17 protein-coding genes and 3 tRNA genes are annotated in these 22,253 nt (G+C 46.3%); 9 read left to right on the top strand and 11 right to left on the bottom strand.

Annotated features, from left to right (window positions below):
• Positions 1-924: 924 nt before the first annotated feature.
• Positions 925-2,931: an excinuclease ABC subunit UvrB gene (uvrB, locus tag DYH48_RS09975; RefSeq protein ID WP_006081546.1), complete on the top strand. Its 2,007-nt coding sequence runs from the start codon at positions 925-927 to the stop codon at positions 2,929-2,931.
• Between the two features lie 76 nt (positions 2,932-3,007).
• On the opposite strand, the gene rrtA is transcribed toward uvrB, so the two are convergent.
• On the bottom strand, positions 3,008-3,604 hold the full coding sequence (gene rrtA, locus DYH48_RS09970; protein WP_115334665.1) for a rhombosortase: 597 nt from the start codon (positions 3,602-3,604) through the stop codon (positions 3,008-3,010).
• Complete coding sequence (gene queC, locus DYH48_RS09965; protein WP_011839925.1) at positions 3,601-4,323, bottom strand: 7-cyano-7-deazaguanine synthase QueC; 723 nt, start codon at positions 4,321-4,323, stop codon at positions 3,601-3,603. Before queC ends, rrtA begins: the two co-directional genes overlap by 4 nt.
• A gap of 171 nt (positions 4,324-4,494) precedes the next feature.
• On the opposite strand from queC, the gene queE reads away from it, so the two are divergent.
• The gene (gene queE / locus DYH48_RS09960) at positions 4,495-5,163 is read left to right on the top strand and encodes a 7-carboxy-7-deazaguanine synthase QueE (RefSeq protein WP_115334664.1); all 669 of its coding nucleotides are present in this window, start codon (positions 4,495-4,497) and stop codon (positions 5,161-5,163) included.
• A gap of 119 nt (positions 5,164-5,282) precedes the next feature.
• On the opposite strand, the gene DYH48_RS09955 is transcribed toward queE, so the two are convergent.
• The 4 genes from DYH48_RS09955 to DYH48_RS09940 all read right to left on the bottom strand — a co-directional run bounded on the left by DYH48_RS09955 (position 5,283) and on the right by DYH48_RS09940 (position 7,103).
• Positions 5,283-6,428: a PLP-dependent cysteine synthase family protein gene (locus tag DYH48_RS09955; protein ID WP_115334663.1), complete on the bottom strand. Its 1,146-nt coding sequence runs from the start codon at positions 6,426-6,428 to the stop codon at positions 5,283-5,285.
• A gap of 265 nt (positions 6,429-6,693) precedes the next feature.
• Positions 6,694-6,778, bottom strand: a tRNA-Tyr gene (locus tag DYH48_RS09950).
• An 84-nt stretch (positions 6,779-6,862) separates the two neighbouring features.
• A tRNA-Tyr gene (locus DYH48_RS09945) sits at positions 6,863-6,947 on the bottom strand.
• 71 nt (positions 6,948-7,018) lie between these two features.
• Positions 7,019-7,103: transfer RNA gene (locus DYH48_RS09940), tRNA-Tyr, on the bottom strand.
• 125 nt (positions 7,104-7,228) lie between these two features.
• Between DYH48_RS09940 and DYH48_RS09935 the strand changes: the two genes are divergently transcribed.
• From DYH48_RS09935 to DYH48_RS09925, 3 genes are all read left to right on the top strand, one after another.
• Complete coding sequence (locus tag DYH48_RS09935; RefSeq protein WP_006087195.1) at positions 7,229-7,717, top strand: VC2046/SO_2500 family protein; 489 nt, start codon at positions 7,229-7,231, stop codon at positions 7,715-7,717.
• A gap of 208 nt (positions 7,718-7,925) precedes the next feature.
• Positions 7,926-8,213, top strand: coding sequence for a DUF406 family protein (locus tag DYH48_RS09930; protein WP_006081553.1), 288 nt, complete (start codon positions 7,926-7,928; stop codon positions 8,211-8,213).
• 237 nt (positions 8,214-8,450) lie between these two features.
• Positions 8,451-10,634, top strand: a complete 2,184-nt coding sequence (locus DYH48_RS09925) for a putative bifunctional diguanylate cyclase/phosphodiesterase (protein ID WP_006087194.1) — start codon at positions 8,451-8,453, stop codon at positions 10,632-10,634.
• Positions 10,635-10,652: 18 nt separating this feature from the next.
• Here DYH48_RS09925 and DYH48_RS09920 read toward each other — a convergent pair whose 3' ends face one another.
• Positions 10,653-11,180 (bottom strand): YchJ family protein, encoded by a 528-nt coding sequence (locus DYH48_RS09920; RefSeq protein ID WP_115334662.1) that lies wholly within the window; start codon positions 11,178-11,180, stop codon positions 10,653-10,655.
• 117 nt (positions 11,181-11,297) lie between these two features.
• Entirely contained in the window at positions 11,298-11,873 is a 576-nt protein-coding gene (locus DYH48_RS09915; protein WP_106650430.1) for a DUF4440 domain-containing protein, read from the bottom strand.
• A 118-nt stretch (positions 11,874-11,991) separates the two neighbouring features.
• Between DYH48_RS09915 and smrA the strand changes: the two genes are divergently transcribed.
• Entirely contained in the window at positions 11,992-12,582 is a 591-nt protein-coding gene (gene smrA, locus DYH48_RS09910) for a DNA endonuclease SmrA (RefSeq protein WP_115334661.1), read from the top strand.
• Between the two features lie 113 nt (positions 12,583-12,695).
• Here the strand turns inward: smrA and DYH48_RS09905 are convergent, their stop codons facing one another.
• Positions 12,696-14,561 (bottom strand): M2 family metallopeptidase, encoded by a 1,866-nt coding sequence (locus DYH48_RS09905; RefSeq protein WP_115334660.1) that lies wholly within the window; start codon positions 14,559-14,561, stop codon positions 12,696-12,698.
• 220 nt (positions 14,562-14,781) lie between these two features.
• Here DYH48_RS09905 and psrA point away from each other — a divergent pair, with 220 nt between their 5' ends.
• Positions 14,782-15,420, top strand: coding sequence for a TetR family transcriptional repressor PsrA (gene psrA, locus DYH48_RS09900; protein WP_006081559.1), 639 nt, complete (start codon positions 14,782-14,784; stop codon positions 15,418-15,420).
• 16 nt (positions 15,421-15,436) lie between these two features.
• Complete coding sequence (locus DYH48_RS09895; RefSeq protein ID WP_115334659.1) at positions 15,437-17,716, top strand: acyl-CoA dehydrogenase; 2,280 nt, start codon at positions 15,437-15,439, stop codon at positions 17,714-17,716.
• Between the two features lie 267 nt (positions 17,717-17,983).
• On the opposite strand, the gene pyk is transcribed toward DYH48_RS09895, so the two are convergent.
• Together pyk and DYH48_RS09885 are read right to left on the bottom strand one after the other, a co-directional pair.
• Positions 17,984-19,423 (bottom strand): pyruvate kinase, encoded by a 1,440-nt coding sequence (gene pyk, locus DYH48_RS09890; RefSeq protein WP_006081562.1) that lies wholly within the window; start codon positions 19,421-19,423, stop codon positions 17,984-17,986.
• Between the two features lie 187 nt (positions 19,424-19,610).
• Positions 19,611-20,465 (bottom strand): MurR/RpiR family transcriptional regulator, encoded by an 855-nt coding sequence (locus tag DYH48_RS09885; RefSeq protein ID WP_006081563.1) that lies wholly within the window; start codon positions 20,463-20,465, stop codon positions 19,611-19,613.
• 312 nt (positions 20,466-20,777) lie between these two features.
• On the opposite strand from DYH48_RS09885, the gene zwf reads away from it, so the two are divergent.
• Complete coding sequence (zwf, locus tag DYH48_RS09880; RefSeq protein WP_006081564.1) at positions 20,778-22,250, top strand: glucose-6-phosphate dehydrogenase; 1,473 nt, start codon at positions 20,778-20,780, stop codon at positions 22,248-22,250.
• The last annotated feature ends 3 nt before the right edge of the window (positions 22,251-22,253 follow it).

The following is a 22,253-nucleotide window of genomic DNA, read 5'->3' as shown; positions in this document are numbered from 1 at the left end:
GGCTATCAACTATCAACAGCGAACAGTGAGTAAGTTAAGAGTTAAGCTGCCTTTCAGCTCTATCTTTCTACCGCATATATAGAATACCTTTACAGTAAAAGTGAACTATTAATGGCGATGACGCGTATCTCAATGTCGATAAGTAGACTCATTAAAAATAAATGTTATTTATACAGCATTGATCACTGAGTTTTATGCTGGTTTTAACGTTAGTGCAAACAAGCTAGTAAACGAGAAGTCCTAGCTGCTTGCTTATCTTTGAGAGTTAAAGTGTCCAGTTCAACACGCAATATGTGACTGATTTTAATTTAGCTTTTATCAAATTAGCCGTAACTGTTGCTAAAAGCGAGTGACGCGTTGCACTGTGAGAACCAGGGTCAATTGCAGTTAGTGAAATTGATACAAGTAGCAACATTTATCAAATGTAATTAAATTACCAAATGTTGAGTGGCTGCCATTAAGGTGTATGACAGCCTCCAATCCCGCGTGGTTTCTCGGTTATTTCGACTTATCAACAAAATCTGTGGATAACCCTGTGAGTTGTCCGAATAAATGGTCGTCAAAGCCTTGGCGTATGGGCGTCGGACTTAAAATGCACTATTTTGGGTGGCAAAAATAAACTTCAATATTATCAATTGAGTATTAAAAGCAAGTGGTTTTTGTTGAGGGTGAAAACAAGGTTGCAATTTTGTAATCGAACGAAATTGATTTCTTGTGTATTAAATTGGCATTTTTGCTTAGTTTGCGGGTGTTTTATGAGCAAAAACCGTTGAAAATGGCTTGGTCTAAAAGTTTCATGTTTCTTCCACTAAATTGTCATCTGGCGGTGTTACTGCGTATTGAATTGACGACAGGAAGGATAACGGTGGAGCTTAGTCGGTGACTTGATTAGAATGGGGCGACTCATTAAAAGGATATGTGCGCGTGTCAGAATCTGTTTTTCAGCTTGAATCGCAATTCGCCCCCGCAGGCGACCAACCTACAGCGATAGCCAAATTAGTCGATGGACTCGAAGCGGGTTTAGCTTGCCAAACCTTACTCGGGGTGACCGGCTCAGGTAAAACCTTCACGATTGCCAATGTGATCCAAAAATTAGGTCGCCCCACGATTATCATGGCGCCTAATAAAACCTTGGCGGCGCAGCTTTATGGCGAGATGAAAGAGTTCTTTCCCCATAATGCGGTTGAGTATTTTGTCTCTTACTACGATTACTATCAGCCAGAAGCCTATGTGCCTGCATCGAATACCTTTATCGAGAAAGACGCGTCGGTTAATGCCCACATAGAGCAAATGCGCCTGTCGGCGACGAAGGCGCTATTAGAGCGTAAAGATGTGGTGCTCATCGCTTCTGTGTCGGCCATTTATGGTTTGGGCGATCCCGACTCCTATTTAAAAATGCTGCTGCATCTACGCCAAGGCGATGTGATGGGGCAGCGTGATATCTTAATTCGTCTCAGTGAATTGCAGTATAAACGCAATGATATCGAGCTACAGCGCGGTACCTATCGCGTGCGTGGTGAAGTGATTGATGTTTTCCCTGCCGATTCTGAGCGTAATGCCATTCGCGTTGAATTGTTCGACGATGAGATTGAGCGTTTAAGCGAGTTTGATCCGTTAACTGGCCATATCATTAAGCGCATCGCCCGTACGACGGTGTACCCTAAGACTCACTATGTGACGCCGCGGGAAAAAATCATCGCCGCCACTGAGTTTATTAAAGAAGAGCTGCGTGAGCGTAAGCAATATCTACTCGATAACAACAAGTTAATTGAAGCCCAGCGTATTCATGAGCGAGTGCAATACGATGTGGAAATGATGGTGGAGTTAGGTTACTGCTCAGGCATCGAAAACTACTCGCGCTATTTGTCAGGCCGCGCACCGGGGGAAGGGCCGCCAACCTTACTCGACTATTTGCCTGCTGACGGTCTATTAATTATCGACGAATCCCATGTGACTGTGCCGCAAATCGGCGCCATGTACAAAGGTGACCGTTCCCGTAAAACCACACTGGTGGAATACGGTTTCCGCTTACCGTCTGCTTTGGATAACCGACCGCTCAAGTTCGAAGAGTTTGAGCAATTGATGCCGCAAACCATTTATGTGTCGGCGACACCGAGTGTCTACGAGCTGGAAAAAAGCGAAGGCGAGATTGCCGAGCAGGTCGTGCGGCCAACGGGTTTACTCGATCCTGAATTAGAAGTGCGCCCAGTCGGGACTCAAGTGGATGATTTATTGTCTGAGATCGCCAAGCGCGTCGCTGTTAACGAGCGGGTGTTAGTGACCACATTGACCAAGCGTATGTCGGAGGATTTGACTGAATACCTCGACGAGCATGGTGTAAAAGTGCGTTATTTGCACTCGGACATAGACACGGTTGAACGGGTGGAGATCATCCGCGATCTGCGTTTAGGTAAGTTTGATGTGTTGGTTGGGATCAACTTATTGCGCGAAGGCTTAGACATGCCAGAAGTGTCACTGGTGTGTATTTTAGATGCGGATAAAGAGGGCTTCCTGCGCTCAGAACGCTCGCTTATCCAAACCATTGGCCGCGCCGCGCGTAACGTTAATGGCAAAGTCATTCTCTATGCCGATCGCATTACCAATTCGATGGCGAAGGCCATTGGTGAAACTGACCGCCGTCGTGAACGCCAACGCGCGCACAACTTAAAGCACGGCATAACACCTAAGGGCGTGGTTAAACGGATCACCGATGTGATGGATGTGGATGACGGCCGCGACAGTAAAGCTGTGTATGGCAAAGTGGCTGAACCTAAGTCCCATTACCATAAGGCCGATGCGACTGAGTTGAGCCATCAAATCGATCAGCTTGAGAAGAAAATGCACGAACATGCGCGTAACTTAGAGTTCGAACAAGCGGCGGCGATGCGTGATGAAGTCAAGCATTTGCGGGACTTGTTGATCAAGGCCTAGGTTAACCTTAACGCTAAAGATTAAAAAAGCCGTCCAGCAATCATGCTGCGACGGCTTTTTTATGTCTGTCAGTGAATTACGAAGAGGCTTTTACGTGGCGAAACTTTAGCTTGATGAATACCGCTAAAGCACAAATCAGCCCACAGATTAAACCGACCAAATGCGCCTCGGTTGCCACGCGCGCGCCTATCATGGCGGTGACATCATTGCTGGCGCCATAAAGCTGTTCGTGGCCAACCTTGATGATAACGCCAAGTAACAGCAGATAGCCTGAGCGCAGCTTGCGGACAATATCCTGAACCGCGCCGAAGGCGAATAAGCCATGCAACATACCGCTTAAGCCGACATAACCGAGCAATTGCGGGTAGCCCAAATATAAGCCTATGCCTTCTAGTAAACATAATACGAGGAATAGTGCGCTTAAGCCTTTGAGATGGTAATGGAAATGATGCAAAAACAGCACAACCCAAAGACCCGCAAGATTCATCAACAGGTGCCACTGATTCGTGTGAAGTAAATTACCGCTGATTAAGCGCCACCATTCACCATCAGCAATAGCACTGCGGCGATAGGCGAGCAGGTTGTCGACAGCAGGACTGGCTAAGCCTGCGACATACAAACCCGCACATATCAGACTCACTATCAGCGCGACCCAATAGGGACTGCGTGTCATGCCTTAGGCTCGCTAGCGTCGAGTGAAGCCATGACTGCGGTTTTATCCTGCATGTACTCATCCAAACCACGTTTACGCAGATGACAAGCCGGGCAATCGCCACAACCATCACCAATCACGCCGTTATAGCAAGTGAGGGTATGGTGGCGAACTAGATCGAGTTGCTGATATTTATCCGCCAGCGCCCAGGTTTGAGCCTTATTGAGCCACATTAAGGGCGTGATGATCTTAAGTTGTTTATCCATGCCTTGAACTAAGGCTGACTCCATCGCTTTAACAAAATCGTTGCGGCAATCTGGGTAACCCGAAAAGTCGGTTTCACATACGCCGGTGATAATCGCTTCAGCGCCTAATTGATAGGCATAAATGCCCGCAAGCGTTAAAAACAGAATATTACGTCCAGGCACAAAAGTATTCGGCAGCCCATTTTCCATTAGCTCATGTGAAACCGGTATCGCATCACGGGTCAGTGCCGATATCGCTAACTCATTGAGTAAGGTGACATCCATGACTTTATGGCTGGTGATCTTCAAGCGTTTTGCTAAGGATTTGGCGACTTCAATTTCTTCGCGGTGACGTTGACCGTAGTCAAAGGTGATCCCGTGAACTTCATCGTACTGGGTTAGGGCTTGGATAAGACAGGTTGTCGAATCTTGTCCGCCACTGAATACTACCACTGCTTTGGACGCTAAGGGTTTTGACACTAAGCTCGTTGACATAAAGGATTTCACTTAACCGTAGAACACTTATAAATAGGCCGTTAGTGTAACTCAGGCCATAGTCCTTGCAAACTCTGGCGATCTGCATCAAATAGGCTTTCTCGGCGCAAAAACTTGCAGCTCAAGCTAAAATCCACTATAAATGCCGCCCCAGAAAAGTGGAACGCCAGCATGAACTACCCAGTCAACGAAGTATTTGAAACCATTCAAGGTGAAGGTGTCTTTACCGGAGTGCCCGCCATATTTGTCCGCCTGCAAGGTTGTCCCGTGGGATGCGCTTGGTGCGATACGAAACAGACATGGGATGTGCTTGAAGTGAATAAAGTGACGCCAGAGCAAGTCATTACCGTAGACGGCACTATTGGGCGCTGGGCAGAACATACGGCGCAAAGTCTTATTGCTGCTTTTCATGCCAAAGGTTTCACTGCGCGCCATATCGTGATCACCGGCGGCGAGCCTTGTATGTACGATTTACGCGAATTAACTGAAACCTTGCACAACCAAGGCTTTGCTACCCAAATCGAAACCAGTGGCACCTTCGACATCAATTGTGCCGATGATACTTGGGTAACGGTATCGCCCAAGGTGAACATGAAAGGTGGCTATAAGGTATTAACGCAGGCGCTGAACCGTGCCAATGAGATCAAGCATCCCATCGCCACTGAAAATCACATTGCTGAACTGGATGAGTTACTGCAAGACATCGATATTTCCGCTAAAACGATTTGCCTACAGCCGATTAGCCAAAAGCCCAGAGCGACTGAACTGGCGATGAAGGTGTGTATTGCCCGTAATTGGCGTTTATCGATCCAAACCCATAAGTATTTGAATATTGATTAATGCCCTTCAGTTAATCTATAAACGATAAAAAAACGCCTCACAATTGTGGGGCGTTTTTTATGACTGACGTTTAGCGGTGGACTTTAAAGCCGTCAACTCAAAGGATTTCATCGAGTCGATTAATCAAGCTCGCTTAGCTGACCAAAATGATTGAATGCCGCAAGTTGGCGCTGATAGGGGGCAATATCACCGACGTTAGCTGCAATCCAATCAGCATCGTAATAGGTATCGAGGTAACGTTCACCCGAGTCGCAAATTAAGGTGACGATTGAGCCTTGTTCTCCACGCGCTTGCATTTGTACGGCAAGTTGCAATGCGCCGTAAAGGTTAGTGCCTGTCGATGCGCCGTTTTTACGGCCAATCAGTTGCTCTAACCAATGAATCGTCGCTACGGAAGCCGCGTCGGGGATTTGCAGCATAGAATCCACAACGCCAGGAATAAACGATGGCTCGACTCTTGGTCGACCTATGCCTTCAATTTTACTGCCATTGCAACAGGTTAAGCTGGCATCGCCGCTCTGATAAAAATCAAAAAATACCGAGTTTTGCGGATCAACTACGCAAAGCTGGGTCGCCAACCTTTGATAGCGGATGTAGCGGCCTATGGTCGCCGATGTGCCGCCTGTACCCGGACTCATCACTATCCAACGCGGGATTGTGTGTGGCTCGCGTTCCATCTGATTGAAAATAGAATTGGCAATATTGTTATTGCCGCGCCAGTCTGTTGCGCGCTCGGCGTAGGTGAATTGATCCATGTAATGGCCGCCCAGCTCTGCGGCTAGGCGCGCCGATTCGGCGTAAATCTCACTGGAATGGTCGACAAAATGACATTGGCCGCCATAGAAAGTGATCTGTTCAATCTTCTTTTTAGCCGTGCTTTTAGGCATCACGGCAATAAAAGGTAAACCGAGTAAGCGGGCAAAATAGGCTTCAGAAATCGCTGTGCTGCCCGATGAGGATTCGATAATGGGCGTACCTTGCTTAATCCAGCCGTTACACAGGGCATAGAGGAAGAGTGAGCGGGCGAGGCGATGCTTTAAGCTGCCTGTCGGGTGGGTACTTTCATCTTTAAGATAAATATCTATGCCATCGAGCATAGGTAATTCAAGCTTAATCAAATGGGTATCGGCGCTGCGCTGAAAATCCGCTTCAATCTTGCCTATCGCATGGGCTTCCCACGTTGGGCAGAGTCTGTGAGCGCTGTGTGAGTCCACTGGCGGTTGAATTGTGTTAGATATCATCATAGTCACTTCGAAAGGGATCATTTTTCAGAGCATATCACAGGGACGGGCAAAGCGGTTTTATTGGATCTGCTTGGCGTTACTCGCTTGGGGGCATTAGCTTGAAGTCGCGCGAGGCGTGATTGATGTTAAAGACAAATATTGCGAACTAAAAAGATGGCTTCAAATAGAAGTGCAGTTTAATACAAAGAATGTAATTAGAACAAAATGAATAGATGAAGCTATGGCAGATAAAACTGGAATAGACAAAACGGAAGTTGAACAAGAGCGGTATATACAATGAAAGAAATGGTGGAGGGAGAAGGATTCGAACCTTCGAAGGCTGAGCCGTCAGATTTACAGTCTGATCCCTTTGGCCACTCGGGAACCCCTCCACAAACTTTCTTTACTTTTAAAACTCAACCAAACATTGGCCATGTTTGGTACTTGAAAATGATTATCTGCGTTAGAGATAAAGATGGTGGAGGGAGAAGGATTCGAACCTTCGAAGGCTGAGCCGTCAGATTTACAGTCTGATCCCTTTGGCCACTCGGGAACCCCTCCACGAATACCTTTAACGCTTTTGTAAAACTCTACATCATTTTCGAACAACACTCACAAACTTACAGTGCAAATGGTGGAGGGAGAAGGATTCGAACCTTCGAAGGCTGAGCCGTCAGATTTACAGTCTGATCCCTTTGGCCACTCGGGAACCCCTCCTCAATTGCGGCCGCCATAGTAGTCAGAAACCTTTTGCATGTAAATACCCAATTTAAAAATTTTCCTAAAGTTATGCATCAAATGGTCGATTAACTAACAACGAATTGTTTTGACGATGTTTTTTTATGCAAATTGATGTTCCTTTAGTCAACGAAGCCCAAATTGGCACCCGCTTAAACGCGGCGATAGAAAACGACAGACGGGGCGAATTCGCCCTGTTGCTGTCGTTACTGTCGGTTGACGCACGGGACATGGCGCAATTTCAATGGCAAAACGAGCTTGATATGGCGCAAAAATTACAGCGTCAGTTCGAATTACCACCGCAGCAAAGCTTAATGGCGGATTTATCTTGTGCCGAACCTGTAGTCGATAACAGCAGTATTTTTATGGCTCAAGGTCCGCGGGCATTTCAATTACAGCAGGCACTGCGACCGGAAGCGTTAGTGATCCGAGGCGGTGAGAGCGTTGCAATGGCCGAGGCCCTGAGTAACTGTGATCATGTCACCCAGCTCAGGCAGAGGGGCCAACTCAGCGCGCCTAAGGTTGAAATCATGCATTTTGCCGATCAATTGGCAATCCAACGTAATCTCGTGCCTCTGCTCGCTTCAGCCTAGGGCAGTCTTCCCGTAAGTGGTCTTCAATGCCAATCGAGTCAATCTGCGCCATTTCAGTAAATAAGCGTGAGCTAAAGCCAGTTATCTTGAGGCTTAATTACCTATAATTCTGATTAACCTATCGAGTTAGCCACTTACCGCGCAAATAAATTAGCGAGCATAGTTTAGTGATGCCGTTAATCAGTCGCTTTATAAATAAGGAATACAGATGAAAGGCATAATAGAAGCACAGAATCCGGCAGTGAATGACACTTGCACCGATTGTGGCAGTTTTGTCGATATCGGCGCCGTCATTGATGAACACGATACCTTATTGACGTTAAATTTTGTTGGCGATAGCGCGCAAACAGATGCAGAAAGTATGGCGAGCCGTGCCCAAGCTCGATTTGCTGAAGTACAAACTGAGTTTGTGACCACGGCGGCGGGTATCGATTTACTGCTGACCTTTGGTGTGAGCGCCGAGAAAATGATTTTCCAATTGGAAAACGGTTTATAAGTTTTTGTGCAGCACTTTTAGCGGATAGAATTCGAACTTAATCGTTTTAACTGTCTAAAAATGCTGCAGTTGTTAACTGAATTGTAATAAATTGTGCCACATGTTGCTGCACTTACAATAGATAGTGTAATCTGCCTCCAAATAAGAATAATTCAATCAGCTTAATTGCACATTTCAAGGTACGTTTGCGCGTAGCAAAGACCTTTAGCCCAACACGAAGTTTTGTAGGGAATCAGCGTGAAGCGACGTCAGCATCAGCATTTATTGGAGTCTTTGGTTCAGTCAACTGCAAAACAGCAGGGCGATTTCACCAAGACAGCAGAGTTAGCCACAGAGTTGTTGTGCCAGAATTTAGCGGTTTCTTTGGTGTCAGTGTGGACGTTTTCAGCTGATCAACAAACCCAAACACTCGTTGCACAATTTGGTTCTATGATGTTGCAAGACATTCATAGGCCTAAACTATTACAAGCTTGTCCCCGTTATGTGCACGAGCTTAAAACCCTGCGCCATATCGATGCTGGCAATACGCTGACCGATCCCCGTTTAAGTGAATTGGCAGAGTGCTACTTTATCCCGCGGCACATCAATTCGAGTCTCGACATCGCCATTCGCATCAATGGTTGTCTGGAAGGTGTGCTCTGCATCGAGCGGGCGCAATTCACCCCTCACTGGCACGACAGCGAAATCCACCTCGCGTGCCAGATGGCCGACCAATTAGCTCTGACCTTAGCGACAAAACATAGCTACGACAAAGAAGAAAGACTGAGCTTGTTTCGCTGTGCGACTGAGCAGTCTCGGCAGATCAGTATGCTCATAAATTTGCATACTGAAAAAGTCGAGTATGTGAATCAGGCGCACAGTGAAATCACTGGCATGCCCCGTGAGCAGATAATCGGCGCAAATATCCGTGAATTGGCTTTTTTTAAGCAGCATGCCCAATTAGCCGAGCAAACCCTAGCGCAGATTTTTAGGGGCGAAATTGCCAAAGGCGAAGCGCAGTTTAGCCGTGCCGATGGTAGTCGTTATTGGCTGACATATGTGCTGAGTCAATTTATTACCGATCGCGGCAATCATTATGCCTTGGTCTCGTGTGAGGAAAATACCGATGAGCACAACTACAAATCAGAGCTTGAACGCCTCGCTTGGCGCTGTGGATTAACGGGGCTACATAACCGTACCCACTTTAATCGAGTGCTTGAACGTACCAATAAGGGACTGTTGTTATTAGTCGATCTGGTTGGATTTAAACGGTTTAACGATACCTATGGGCATGAGAATGGCGATAGCTTATTGATTGAAATCGCCCGCCGTTTGAAACATTTCTCCGAGATCAATAAAGCCACCGAAATTGCCCGTGTCGGCAGCGATGAATTTGCCGTGCTGCTGACCGATGATAACGCGGTATACGATCTCGATTATTTTAGTACGCGTCTGTATCAGCATCTGGCTATGCCTATCTTAATCGGTCGCGAACAAGTCGAGCCTAAGCCTGCCTTAGCTGTGGTTGATATCGCCTCGGTGGCGAGTTTGTTTGCTCCGTTAACCTGTGCCGATATTGCTGTTCAGTATGCTAAAAAGAAAAAAGGCACAGCAATCCAAGTGTTTAACAGCACTTTATTGAGTGCTTTTAAAGAAGATGCACAGATAGAGCGCGATTTACACAGTGCCATCCGTGGTCGTCAGTTTGAGCTTTATTATCAGCCACTGAGGGATTTGGAGCAGAATACCTATATTGGCGCTGAAGCTTTAATCCGTTGGCACCATCCTAAAAGAGGCGTGTTATTTCCCGCATCTTTTATCGACATTGCCGAGCAATCGGGGATGATTAATTCCATTGGCAGCTGGGTGTTAGAGGCTGCATGTCGCCAGTTAAACCTATGGCAACACCATAATGCGGACATGACGATGCACGTGAATGTGTCGGCCCGTCAGTTTTTCAGTGGCAATTTATTCGAGCAGGTGTGGCAGCTATTAACTCGTTATCGATTGAAACCTAAGACGTTAATTTTAGAGATCACTGAAACTGAGTTGATGGGCGACATTCGCCACGCGACCTTGTTATGTCAAGAATTAGCGGAATTAGGCGTAGGACTTGCGATTGACGATTTTGGCACGGGTTATAGCTCAATGCGGTATTTAAAGCAGTTCCCGATCAGTAAACTTAAGATTGATCGGTCGTTTATTTCAGATCTGACTGTGAGCCGCGAAAGCCGCGAAATTGTCTCAGCCATTATCGCAATGGCGAGTGCTTTGAATATCTCTTTGACGGCAGAAGGGGTTGAAACCCTTGAACAAGAAGCCTTTTTAGCGAAGAGTTTTTGCCATCAGGCGCAGGGCTATCTCTACAGCCCCGCATTGCGGGAGCCTGAGTTTGCACAATTTATTTTGTCGGCCAAAAGCCCTTCGGTCTTGACCCACTAGACTGGTGTACTTGTTAACTCAGAGAGACTTTAAGCAGCATTGTTTGATTTTTTTACCGCTATGGCAAACGCAAGCATCATTTCTGCCGGGTAACTTCGCCGTCATTTGCTGGCCTTGGCTGTAATACCAGCGGCCCGTTTGATAGATAAATTCTGAACGCTCATAGATAGCATCAATTTCACCTTCGAGTTTGTACCAAGCCTTAAATGTCACTGTGCCATGTCTTGGTTCAGCGATTGCTTGACTCGCAGCTTGTGAGCTGTGGGTGGGTGTTTCACTGCTGCTGAGTACTTCTAGTCCTAACCAGTGTGGGTGAGGGCCAGTATTCAAACTTGCTAGGGTGAGGCCGTTTAGGTACTCGGGATGATGTGTTTTTAAAATATAATCAAAATTTTTCAACATAAATGCGCAGTAGCGTGAGCGCATGAGTTGCTCGGGCGTGCGCGCAACGACTTGCCCAGAATCCAGATGAATATGCAGTGGAGAGCAGCAATCTTGATAGCGTTTGCCACTGCCACAGGGGCAGTTTTGTTCAGTTGTCGTCATGTATTCTTTGCGATATCGATTTATTTAATAAATTAGGCTTTAATTCTAACGCATTATACTTTTATTTTAATGCATTAAGCATGTATCTGAATGCGTTAAATAGCGTCAGCACAAAACTTAGGGTAATTTTTTACCGACAGGCAAAGGCGGGAACTGGCGGCCATAATACAAGTTAGGCACAGGTTTCGCATTTAGATAATAGCTAGGTTCTGCACGATTATTGGTGTCTAAACTTACTTTCCACTGAGTCGCTGAGACCTTTTCTGTACCAATGGCAAATTTGCCTGCAAATTCACTCACAGGTTCACCCGTTTCTTGTGCGGGATAAAATCGAACTAAATAATAGCCAGTATCTATGGCACCATTGCCGATAATTTTACGTTTAGTAATGCGGAAATCCACGTCGATAGTGGCTTTCTTAGCGCGGATTTTATCGAAAAATTTCTTGTAAATCGCAACGATATTATCTCGTCCATAGTAAATCTCTTTACTTTGACTCTCAGATAAGTAGCTCGCATCATCGGCATAAATTTCACGGGTCACTTCAGGGGATAATTGATTAAAAGCGCTAATAAATAGAGGATAATTAGCATTGATCAATTGATCATCTGTGGATTTTGTATGCGTTTTAGCTGGATTGGCTAAGCTTGGCAGCGACAATAGGCACATCAGGACTAGCGGCAAAAATTTCATTACTTTATTCTAATCTGGCAATCATGGCGTCACTATAATGGAGCCGCCCGCTGAACTAAAGCCTTGAATGTTTACAAAGTGTGTTTCTGTACAAGAGTGTGAAGTAAAGGAGCTTGCCATGCTGGATGATGAATCAGCACTGTTTTTTGAGGAAATGGCCGGAGTTGTACCCCTGAAAGGTGAGGTGCCTGTGGTGAGTTTTGCGCCCAAAGCGTTAACGACGGAGCAGATCAATAGACGCGATGCCTTACAAAGGGAAGCTTATTTAGCGTGTATGCCGCTGGATTTGAAGGCGTTTGTGCAGCAAGCCCCGGATGAGATTGTCAGCTTTAAACGTGAAGGGGTACAAGGCGGCGTTTTTAAGCGCTTACGCATGGGGCAATACAGTATCAAGATGGTGCTCGATGTGCATGCCTATCGACTTAATCAAGCTCGCGAGGCCGTACTCAACTATTTACTGGCAGCGCAGGCGCACGGTGAGCGGTGTGTGATGTTGAACCACGGTAAAGGTTATCAGAGTCAACCCTTTGCTGGATTACTCAAATCCGCTGTGTGTTGTTGGTTATCACAACTGGATATGGTGCTGGCCTATCATTCGGCGAAAACTGAGCAGGGCGGCACTGGGGCGCTGTATGTGATGTTAACTAAGTCTGAACAGCTAAAGCTTGAAAACCGTGAAGCCAATCGTAAAGGCATGGGTTTGCGTTAGACCAAAACAGGCCCAGTATTTGATAAAAAGTATTGAATAACAAGCAGGAATAAAAATGCCCAATCTCGTTGGGCATTTTGCTTTATGCAATTTGGTAATGACTTAACGCGTCATTACCAACCACATTGGCGATTTGCGGCGGTATTTTGCTCATCTAACCATGTTTTAAGTGGCGCGAAGTAATCGAGCACAGCTTTGGCATCCATAACTTCTTTGCCTGTGACTTCTTTCAATGCTTCAGGCCATGGCTTACTTAAACCTAACTCGAGCATCTTATTGAGTTTCTCTCCCGCAGCTTGATTGCCATAGATACTGCATCTATGAACCGGACCTTTATCGCCCGCAGTTTCACATAGCGCTTGATGGAACTGGAATTGCAGAATATGCGCGAGGAAGTAACGGGTGTAGGGCACACTGCCTGGCACATGGTATTTAGCGCCCGGATCAAAGTCAGCTTCGCTGCGCTTCGTCGGTGCTTTTACGCCTTGGTATTTTTCCCTGAGATCCCACCATGCTTGGTTATATTGGGCAGGTGTGATTTCGCCGCTAAACACTTTCCAGCGCCACTGATCTATCATCAGACCAAAGGGCAAGAAGGCGATTTTATCTAAAGCTTGCTTCAGTAAGAGGCCAATGTCCTTAGAGGCATCAGGTACTTCATCTAATAAGCCAATCTGTTTTAAGTAGCTTGGGGTGATCGACAACGCAATCGTGTCACCAATCGCTTCATGGAAACCATCGTTGGCGCTGTTTTTAAACAGGAATGGTTGCTGTTTATAAGCGCGTTGATAGAAGTTATGTCCAAGTTCGTGGTGGATCACGCTAAAATCTTCGGCGGTCTTTTGGATACACATTTTTATACGAATATCGTCGAGATTATCGAGATCCCATGCCGAGGCGTGGCAAACCACATCACGATCCTTTGGCTGAACGAATAGAGAACGTGCCCAAAAACTTTCTGGCAATGGCGCAAATCCTAGTGATGTGATGAAGCCTTCGGCTTGTTTCACCATTTTATGCTCGTCATAGCCATTTTTTGCCAGTAGCTCAGTGACATCGTAACCCGGGTCGGCATTGTCTGGGGCGACTAAATCATACACATTTCCCCATTGCTGGGCCCACATATTGCCGAGTAAATGTGCCGGGATCGGTCCTGTGGTTGGTGCGATGCTATCGCCGTATTCTTTATTGAGTTCACCGCGTACGTAACAGTGTAATGATTCATAAAGGGGTTTCACTTGGCCCCAAAGACGATCGAGTTCCTGTGAAAAATCATCGGGTTTCATATCATATTGACTACGCCATAGCTCAGACAGGTTTGCATAACCAAGATCCTTCGCGCCTTCATTGGCCAGTTCCACTTCACGTTGAAACAAGGGACGCATGGGTTTGGCAATTTCACGCCAGCCTTTCCACGCTTCTAGTAAGGTTGCGGGATCCCGTGATTCGGCCATCAAGCTCGATAGCTCAGGCTGGGTCATACACTTACCGTCGGCAAAACAGTACTTTCCTTTGCCGTATAAGCCATTTAATTCTGAGCTAATTTGCGCAAGCTCGGCATTTTTCGCAGGATCGAGCGGGGCGGGCAATACTAACGCACTGCGTAGAATATTAAGCTTACGGGCATTAACGGGATCGAGTTGCACATTGGCGTACTTAGCCGCCTCTGTTGCAAATTTCACCGACGCTGCGCTGACCTTTTCACCGACTGCCGCAGACAGGGCCGCGGTATCATCGGTAATAAAGTTACTGTAAATCCACTCGGCGCGATTAGATTCAATCGATAATTCAGCCATTTTGGCTTCAGCATCGTTAATAAAAGCAATGGCTTGTGCTTTATCTGGCGCGGTATTGATGACAGCCGCTTCAGTGCTAGCGGGCTTGTCGGTTTTGCTTTGTGCATCATTACAGGCCGTTAATCCCAGCGTTAAGGCGACTATGAGGGCGATTTTACTGCGACGATTTAATGAAATAACCATGTCTACTTGTCCTTGTTGTTTTTGTGTTACACAGTTTACCTAAAGCTAAGGTGTATTGCACAAGGGTTAATGGGCTTGTTGGTTACACTTATTTCGCAGATGTTCCATATACGGCTTGAATGCAGGCTAGAAAGCGGCGAATTTGTCCAATTTTAGTTTGACATCCGTGGTGCCAATGTTTAATTTAAACGAGTGTTTTAAATTAATTCAAGGTCACGGAATGGCAAGTCGATCCGATACAAAAACTAGAATACTTGATGCCGCAGAAAAACTGTTCGCCGAACGGGGCTTTTCTGAGACCTCGTTGCGACTCATCACCAGTAAGGCTGAGGTGAATTTAGCATCGGTCAATTATCACTTTGGTTCTAAAAAAGAGCTGATCCGTGCAGTATTAGCGCGTTATTTAGACGTGTTTATGCCTGCGGCTTCAAACCAAATTAATCGCTTAAATGCCGCGCCAGCACAAGCAACACTCGAAGAAATTTTGTCTTCGCTGGTCGATCCTTTATTGGATTTAAACGCGCTACGTACCGAAGGCACCACGATCTTCCTGCAGCTTTTAGGCCGTGGCTATATCGAAAGCCAAGGACATTTACGTTGGTTTATCACTACCCATTACGGCCAGCATCTCGATGCTTTTGTTAAAGCCGTGTCGGCCAGTGCGCCACATATTCCACCCGCTGAAATGTTTTGGCGTTTACACTTTACCTTAGGCACTATCGTATTCACTATGGCGTCCGCCGATGCCCTAAACGATATCGCTGCTGCTGAGTTTGGTGAGCATAACGACATCGAAGCCGTGATCCGTAAAGTGATCCCATACATGGCGGCTGGCGTATCAGTCCCCGTTTCTTCTTAATTAAAAGGTCTTGATAATGTTGACGATTATAATTCTTGCCCTGATAGCCATTGTCGTGTTGTTTGCGGTGAAAAATATCCGGATGCAGTTTATTACCCGCCCAGTTTTTAGTTTTTTCAAGAAGGTCTTGCCGCCACTTTCAGATACCGAGCGCGAAGCGATGGAAGCTGGTGATGTCTGGTGGGAAGGGGAGTTATTCCGCGGAAATCCTAACTGGAATACCTTGCACAGCTACGGTAAGCCGACGCTGACCGCTGAAGAAAAAGACTTTATCGATAATCAAGTCATGACAGCCCTGACGATGATCGATGATTTCGACATAGTGCATAACCGTAAAGATTTACCGCCAGAGTTGTGGGAATACTTTAAGAAAGAAGGCTTCTTCGCCCTGATTATTCCGAAGAAATTCGGTGGTAAAGCTTTCTCTGCCTATGCTAACTCTACCATTGTCAGCAAATTAGCCAGCCGCAGCGTAAGCGCTGCTGTGACTGTCATGGTACCGAACTCTTTAGGCCCTGGTGAGTTGTTGACCCACTATGGTACGAGCGAGCAGAAAGAGCGCTGGTTACCTGCTTTAGCTAAAGGCGATGAAATTCCTTGTTTTGCGTTAACCGGTCCAGAAGCGGGCAGTGATGCCGGCGCTATCCCAGATGTGGGTATTGTGTGCCGTGATACCTTTAATGGCGAAGAGATGCTCGGGCTAAAACTGACTTGGGATAAACGTTATATCACGCTGGCGCCAGTGGCGACGGTTCTGGGTTTAGCGTTCCAAATGCGCGATCCTGAAGGTCTGCTTGGTGATAAGAAAAACTTAGGCATTACCTGTGCGTTGATCCCAACGGATCATCCTGGTGTGGTGATTGGTCGTCGACATAATCCGCTGGGCATGGCGTTTATGAACGGTACTACTCAAGGCAAAGAAGTATTTATCCCGCTGGATTGGATTATCGGTGGCCCTGAATTTGCCGGTAAAGGCTGGCGTATGCTGGTTGAGTGTTTGTCGGCGGGCCGCGGTATTTCATTGCCAGCATTGGCAACGGCGTCAGGTCACATGGCGACAAAGACGACAACGGCTTACAGCTACGTGCGTCATCAGTTTGGTATGGCGATTGGCCAGTTTGAAGGAGTGCAAGAAGCGCTGGCACGTATTATTGCCAACACTTATCAGTTGGAAGCTGCGCGTCGTTTAACAACTACGGGTATCGATCTTAAAGTGAAACCTTCGGTTGTGACTGCCATTGCTAAGTACCATATGACTGAATTAGGCCGTTCTGTGATGAACGATGCGATGGATATTCAATCAGGTAAGGGCATTCAATTAGGACCTAAAAACTATTTAGGCCACCCTTATATGTCGAATCCAATTTCGATCACTGTGGAAGGCGCGAACATTCTAACCCGCTCCTTGATGATTTTTGGTCAAGGTGCGACTCGCTGCCATCCTTACGTGCTTGCCGAAATGGAAGCCGCAGCGATGGAAAACCAACATGAAGCCTTAGAGCGTTTTGATGCGCTATTAATGGGCCACATGGGTTATGCCACGCGTAATGCTTTCAGTGCGTTGTTTAGTGCCTTAAGTGGTAGCCGTTTTGGCAGTGCGCCAGTGAGCGGTGAAACTAAGCAGTACTATAAAGATATGTCGCGTATTTCGTCTGCGTTAGCCTTAATGACAGATTTATCCATGCTGATCATGGGCGGCGATTTAAAACGCAAAGAAATGCTGTCGGCACGTATGGGCGATGTGCTCAGCCAGTTGTATTTAGGCTCAGCAACCTTGAAGCTATTTGAAGACAATGGCCGTCAACAGGACGATTTACCAGCGGTACGTTACGTCATGGCCAATCGTTTGCACTTAGCGGCTAAAGCACTGGAAGACACGATCCGTAACTTCCCGAGCCGTCCTGTGGCATGGTTACTGCGCGGCTTAATCTTCCCGCTGGGTAATCACTTCAATGCGCCGAGCGATAAAATGGCGACCGATTTAGTCGGCGGCATGTTGAAGCCTGGCCCTGCTCGTGACCGTATTACCTTCCTATGTCCTGAATTTGAAGGAGATAAAGGCGGTATTGCAGAAGTTGAGCAAGCATTTGTTGCGCAATATGCCTGTAAAGATATTTATAAAAAGCTGAAGAAAGCGCAGCGTGCCGGTGAACTGCCAGCCAAAGTGCCTAATCTCGTCTTGTTTGCAAAAGCACTCGAGACAGGCGTTATCACTGCCGATGAAGAGCAGAAATTGCAGCATGCTGATAAGCTGCGCTTAGCGGCAATTAATGTGAATGATTTCGAAGCGTTATAGTGATTGCTAGTGTTTGATGTTAGCGTTTAATGTTAGTACGGTCTGGTCTAAGCGGTATTAAGTTCAATGATTACTCCGCTTGGGCGATAGGGCCGTTTGGATTTCCCTCAGCAATGAGAGAACGACAAATTAGCACCAACTGAAATCAGCAGTCACAGATAACAGCATTTACAGAGAACTGCAGATATAAAAAAACCACCTTCATAAGGTGGTTTTTTATTGGCTTTTTTCTAACGCGCTTTAGTCGTTAGATAAAGCTAAAGCAATTTAAGCAACGATCAACACTTTACAGGTGTTAGTGCCGCCAATCGTTTCCATTGCATCGCCTTTGGTCATCAGCACCATATCACCGCTGTTCAAATAACCTGCAGCTGTTAATGCTTCTAACGCTTTTTGCGCTAGCTCATCAGCTGGGTGGATAGTTGAATCGAAGTAGATTGGTAACACGCCGCGGTACAAAGCCATTTTAGCCAGCGTTGTCGCGTGACGTGATAAACCTAAGATCGGCAGTGCAGAACTGATGCGTGACATCAATTGTGGTGTCGCACCCGATTCAGTCAAAGCAATAATTGCCTTAACGCCTTCAAGGTGGTTAGCGGCATACATAGTCGATAGTGCAATCGTTTCTTCAACTGAAGTGAAACGCACATCTAATCTATGCTTAGACACAATCACACTTGGGTGAGACTCTGCGCCAACACAGACGTTTGCCATTGCCTTAACGGTTTCTTCTGGGAAGTCACCGGCAGCGGTTTCAGCTGATAACATCACAGCATCGGTACCATCAAGCACTGCGTTTGCCACGTCCATCACTTCGGCGCGGGTTGGCATTGGGCTTGAAATCATCGATTCCATCATCTGAGTGGCCGTGATGACGACTTTGTTCAGTTGGCGTGAACGGGCGATTAACTTCTTCTGCACTGCAACGAGTGCAGCATCACCAATTTCAACACCTAAGTCACCACGGGCAACCATGACAACGTCAGATGCTAAGATCACATCATCCATAGCCGCATCGGTCGCAACGGCTTCAGCGCGTTCAACTTTAGCCACGATCAAGGCGTTACAACCGGCTTGACGGGCAAGATCACGGGCGTAATCTAAATCAGCACCACTGCGTGGGAACGAGACGGCTAAATAATCCACTTGGATCAATGCCGCAGTCAGAATGTCAGCTTTGTCTTTTTCGGTCAGCGCTGCAGCAGAAAGTCCGCCGCCTTGCTTGTTAATACCTTTGTTGTTAGATAAAGGGCCAGCCACAGTCACTGTGGTGTGCACTTTACGGCCTTCAACACGCTCAACACGTAATTGAACACGGCCATCATCTAACATCAAGATATCGCCAACAGTCACATCGTCAGGCAATTGCTTGTAATCGATACCCACTTGGGTCTCGTCGCCTTCACCTTTTGCTAACTCGGCATCAAGCACGTAGGCTTGACCTAACACCAGTTGCACTTTCTTATTGTCTTTGAAAGTAGAAACGCGGATTTTAGGGCCTTGTAAGTCACCCAAAATAGCCACATGAACGCCCAACTCTTTAGCGATTTCGCGCGCTTGAGTGGCTCGTTTTAAGTGATCTTCTGGGGAACCGTGGGAGAAATTAAGACGTACAACGTTTGCACCTGCCGCGATGATGCGGCGTAGATTATCATCACGATCGGTAGCGGGACCTAGAGTGGTGACGATTTTGGTTCTGCGGAACATAAGGATACTCCGTTAAAGTTAAAAAAAATCTTGGGCCTATATTACCATGCAATTCCAGATTATGTAGTAAAGTTACAATCAAATTGATCTAAAGTTATGTATGAAAATTGTGAGGTATCGCTGATATTTGCACGATAAATGGCTAGGTTAAGGATCAACACTAGCCATTTTTAGAAAAGGAAGTGAGTTACAGTATCGGATCTTTATTGATGCGAGACTCTTTTAACACCTCTTTCACTCGTTTCAAATTATCGCGGAAACGTGGGCCTCTACGTAAGGTAAAGCCGGTTGCCAATACATCTATAGTGACTAATTGGGCTAAACGCGAGGCCATAGGTAAATACATGTCGGTATCTTCTGGCACTTCCATTGTCACGGGCAGCGTACATTCCATCGACAAAGGCGAGTTGCGGGCGGTAATACCAATCACAGCTGCACCGTTTTCTCTTGCTAAACGTGCTATCTCAATCAATGACTTAGTGCGGCCTGTGTGGGAAATTAATACAACAACATCACCTTCATTGCTGTTGATACAGCTCATGCGTTGCATTAGAACATCGTCAAAACAGATGACAGGCACATTAAAGCGGAAGAATTTATTTTGGGCGTCATGGGCAACAGAAGCGGATGCGCCTAGGCCGAAAAAGGAAATAGTCTTAGCTTGAGTGAGTATATCAACCGCTTTGTTTATGGCTGAAATATCTAAACTTTGACGTGCGGTATCAAGTGAAGCCATTGAAGATTCAAAGATTTTTGTCGTATACGACTCAGTCGAATCATCTTCTTCAACGTGGCGGCTCACATAAGGAGTACCGTTCGCAAGACTTTGCGCTAGATGTAACTTAAAATCAGGGAAGCCTTTAGTATCTAAGCGGCGGCAGAAACGATTCACAGTAGGTTCACTGACATCTGCCATCTTAGCCAGTGTGGCGATGCTAGAATGTATAGCTGTCTGTGGTGATGCTAAGATCACCTCTGCAACTTTGCGTTCTGATTTACTAAAATGGGTGAGGCTTTTTTGAACCTTTTCTAGGGTATTCATACGCGTATGTCCGCTAAATTGAGAATGTAATTTTATTTATTTTTGTTTTGTGGAGACAGATCAAGGCTGGCGGCCCACAAAGAGACTCTATGTAGTAACTTTTCAGTACAATTTTGAAATAAGACTTTACTAGCTTCAGTAATTTAAGCACAAAAAGCATATCAGATTAATGCTGTAAGTGCCTAGTTAGCTAGAATGTTAATATTTATAAAAATAGATGCATTTAACAAATTCTGTTGTTATATTACAACAAAAGTGTGGATTTCTTCATCGACATGAAGGGACACGACATACAAAGGAGATCGTAACGCAATGGGCAAAACAACATCAGGCGCCAAAGCTTGTGACTTCGTACTCTTTGGTACTAAAGGCGATTTGGCACGACGCAAGTTGTTACCTTCTTTATACCAGCTAGATAAAGCTGAACTTCTCGATAAAGATACGAAAGTGATCGGTGTCGCGAAAGACGAGTTTACTCAAGATGAGTTTATCGAATTAGTCACGCTTGCATTAAATACCTTCGTGAAAGAGCCTTTGTGCGAAGAGACTCTCCAACGTTTCCTGTCCCGCTGCCACTATATAGGCACTAACTTTACCGATTCAGCGGGCTACAGTGCCTTCCATGAACTGCTCAAACCAGAAGAGCGCGTCATGGTCAGTTACTTTGCTACGCCACCGGCGATATTCGGCGACATTTGCCGTTGTTTGCATGAACAAGATCTTATCCATCCTGATTCACGCGTGGTGCTCGAAAAGCCAATCGGCTCAGATTTAGACTCTTCTCGCGTTATCAATGATCAAGTTTCCGCTTACTTCAAAGAACGTCAGGTTTACCGTATCGACCATTACTTAGGTAAAGAAACCGTACAGAACTTGATTGCCCTGCGTTTTGCGAACTCTTTATTTGCCTCTAAGTGGGACAACCGTACGATTGACCACGTCCAGATCACAGTAGCAGAAGAAGTGGGTATCGAAGGCCGTTGGGGTTACTTCGACAAAGCGGGTCAGATGCGCGACATGATCCAAAACCATTTGCTGCAAGTGTTAACGCTCGTTGCTATGGATCCACCGGTCAACTTAGACGCTGACAGCATCCGTGATGAAAAAGTTAAAGTGCTTAAATCACTGCGTCCGATTAATTCTGACAATGTGTATGAAAATACCGTACGCGGTCAGTACAGCGCAGGCTTCTTAAAGGGCAGCCCAGTACCGGGTTATTTAGAAGAGGAAGGCGCCAACCTTCAATCACACACAGAAACCTTCGTGGCGATTCGTGTGGATATCGACAACTGGCGTTGGGCGGGCGTGCCTTTCTATTTACGTAGCGGTAAACGTATGCCGTTTAAGAGCTCTGAAATTGTGGTATATTTCAAAAACCCACCGCATAACTTGTATCGCTCAAGCTACCGTAATCTGCCACCCAACAAGCTGACTATTCGTCTGCAACCCCATGAAGGGGTTGAAATCCAGATGATGAACAAAGTGCCAGGATTGGAGCAAAAACAACGTCTACAAACCACTAAACTCGATTTGAGTTTCTCCGATACCTTCAAAAATGAACGTATCGCCGATGCCTACGAGCGTCTATTACTCGAAGCTATGCTCGGTAATCAAGCGCTATTCGTGCGCCGCGATGAAGTCGAACAGGCATGGACTTGGGTGGATGGCATTATCCAATCGTGGGAACAAAGTAACGAAAAACCAAAACCTTATCCTGCGGGTACTTGGGGTCCAGTTGCGTCAGTTGCTTTGATCACCAAAGATGGCCGTTCGTGGGACGAGTAGGAG

Source organism: Shewanella baltica (assembly GCF_900456975.1).
GTDB lineage: Bacteria > Pseudomonadota > Gammaproteobacteria > Enterobacterales > Shewanellaceae > Shewanella > Shewanella baltica.
This window is presented reverse-complemented; position numbering and strand designations above follow the sequence as displayed.

Coding starts and splice junctions, on each gene's coding strand:
- rrtA (WP_115334665.1), bottom strand. CDS start 3,604: ATGACACGCAGTCCCTATTGGGTCGCGCTGATAGTGAGTCTGATATGT.
- DYH48_RS09885 (WP_006081563.1), bottom strand. CDS start 20,465: ATGAATACCCTAGAAAAGGTTCAAAAAAGCCTCACCCATTTTAGTAAA.
- smrA (WP_115334661.1), top strand. CDS start 11,992: ATGCTGGATGATGAATCAGCACTGTTTTTTGAGGAAATGGCCGGAGTT.
- DYH48_RS09935 (WP_006087195.1), top strand. CDS start 7,229: ATGCAAATTGATGTTCCTTTAGTCAACGAAGCCCAAATTGGCACCCGC.
- DYH48_RS09915 (WP_106650430.1), bottom strand. CDS start 11,873: ATGAAATTTTTGCCGCTAGTCCTGATGTGCCTATTGTCGCTGCCAAGC.
- DYH48_RS09930 (WP_006081553.1), top strand. CDS start 7,926: ATGAAAGGCATAATAGAAGCACAGAATCCGGCAGTGAATGACACTTGC.
- psrA (WP_006081559.1), top strand. CDS start 14,782: ATGGCAAGTCGATCCGATACAAAAACTAGAATACTTGATGCCGCAGAA.
- DYH48_RS09920 (WP_115334662.1), bottom strand. CDS start 11,180: ATGACGACAACTGAACAAAACTGCCCCTGTGGCAGTGGCAAACGCTAT.
- queC (WP_011839925.1), bottom strand. CDS start 4,323: ATGTCAACGAGCTTAGTGTCAAAACCCTTAGCGTCCAAAGCAGTGGTA.
- queE (WP_115334664.1), top strand. CDS start 4,495: ATGAACTACCCAGTCAACGAAGTATTTGAAACCATTCAAGGTGAAGGT.
- DYH48_RS09955 (WP_115334663.1), bottom strand. CDS start 6,428: ATGATCCCTTTCGAAGTGACTATGATGATATCTAACACAATTCAACCG.
- DYH48_RS09895 (WP_115334659.1), top strand. CDS start 15,437: ATGTTGACGATTATAATTCTTGCCCTGATAGCCATTGTCGTGTTGTTT.
- DYH48_RS09905 (WP_115334660.1), bottom strand. CDS start 14,561: ATGGTTATTTCATTAAATCGTCGCAGTAAAATCGCCCTCATAGTCGCC.
- pyk (WP_006081562.1), bottom strand. CDS start 19,423: ATGTTCCGCAGAACCAAAATCGTCACCACTCTAGGTCCCGCTACCGAT.
- zwf (WP_006081564.1), top strand. CDS start 20,778: ATGGGCAAAACAACATCAGGCGCCAAAGCTTGTGACTTCGTACTCTTT.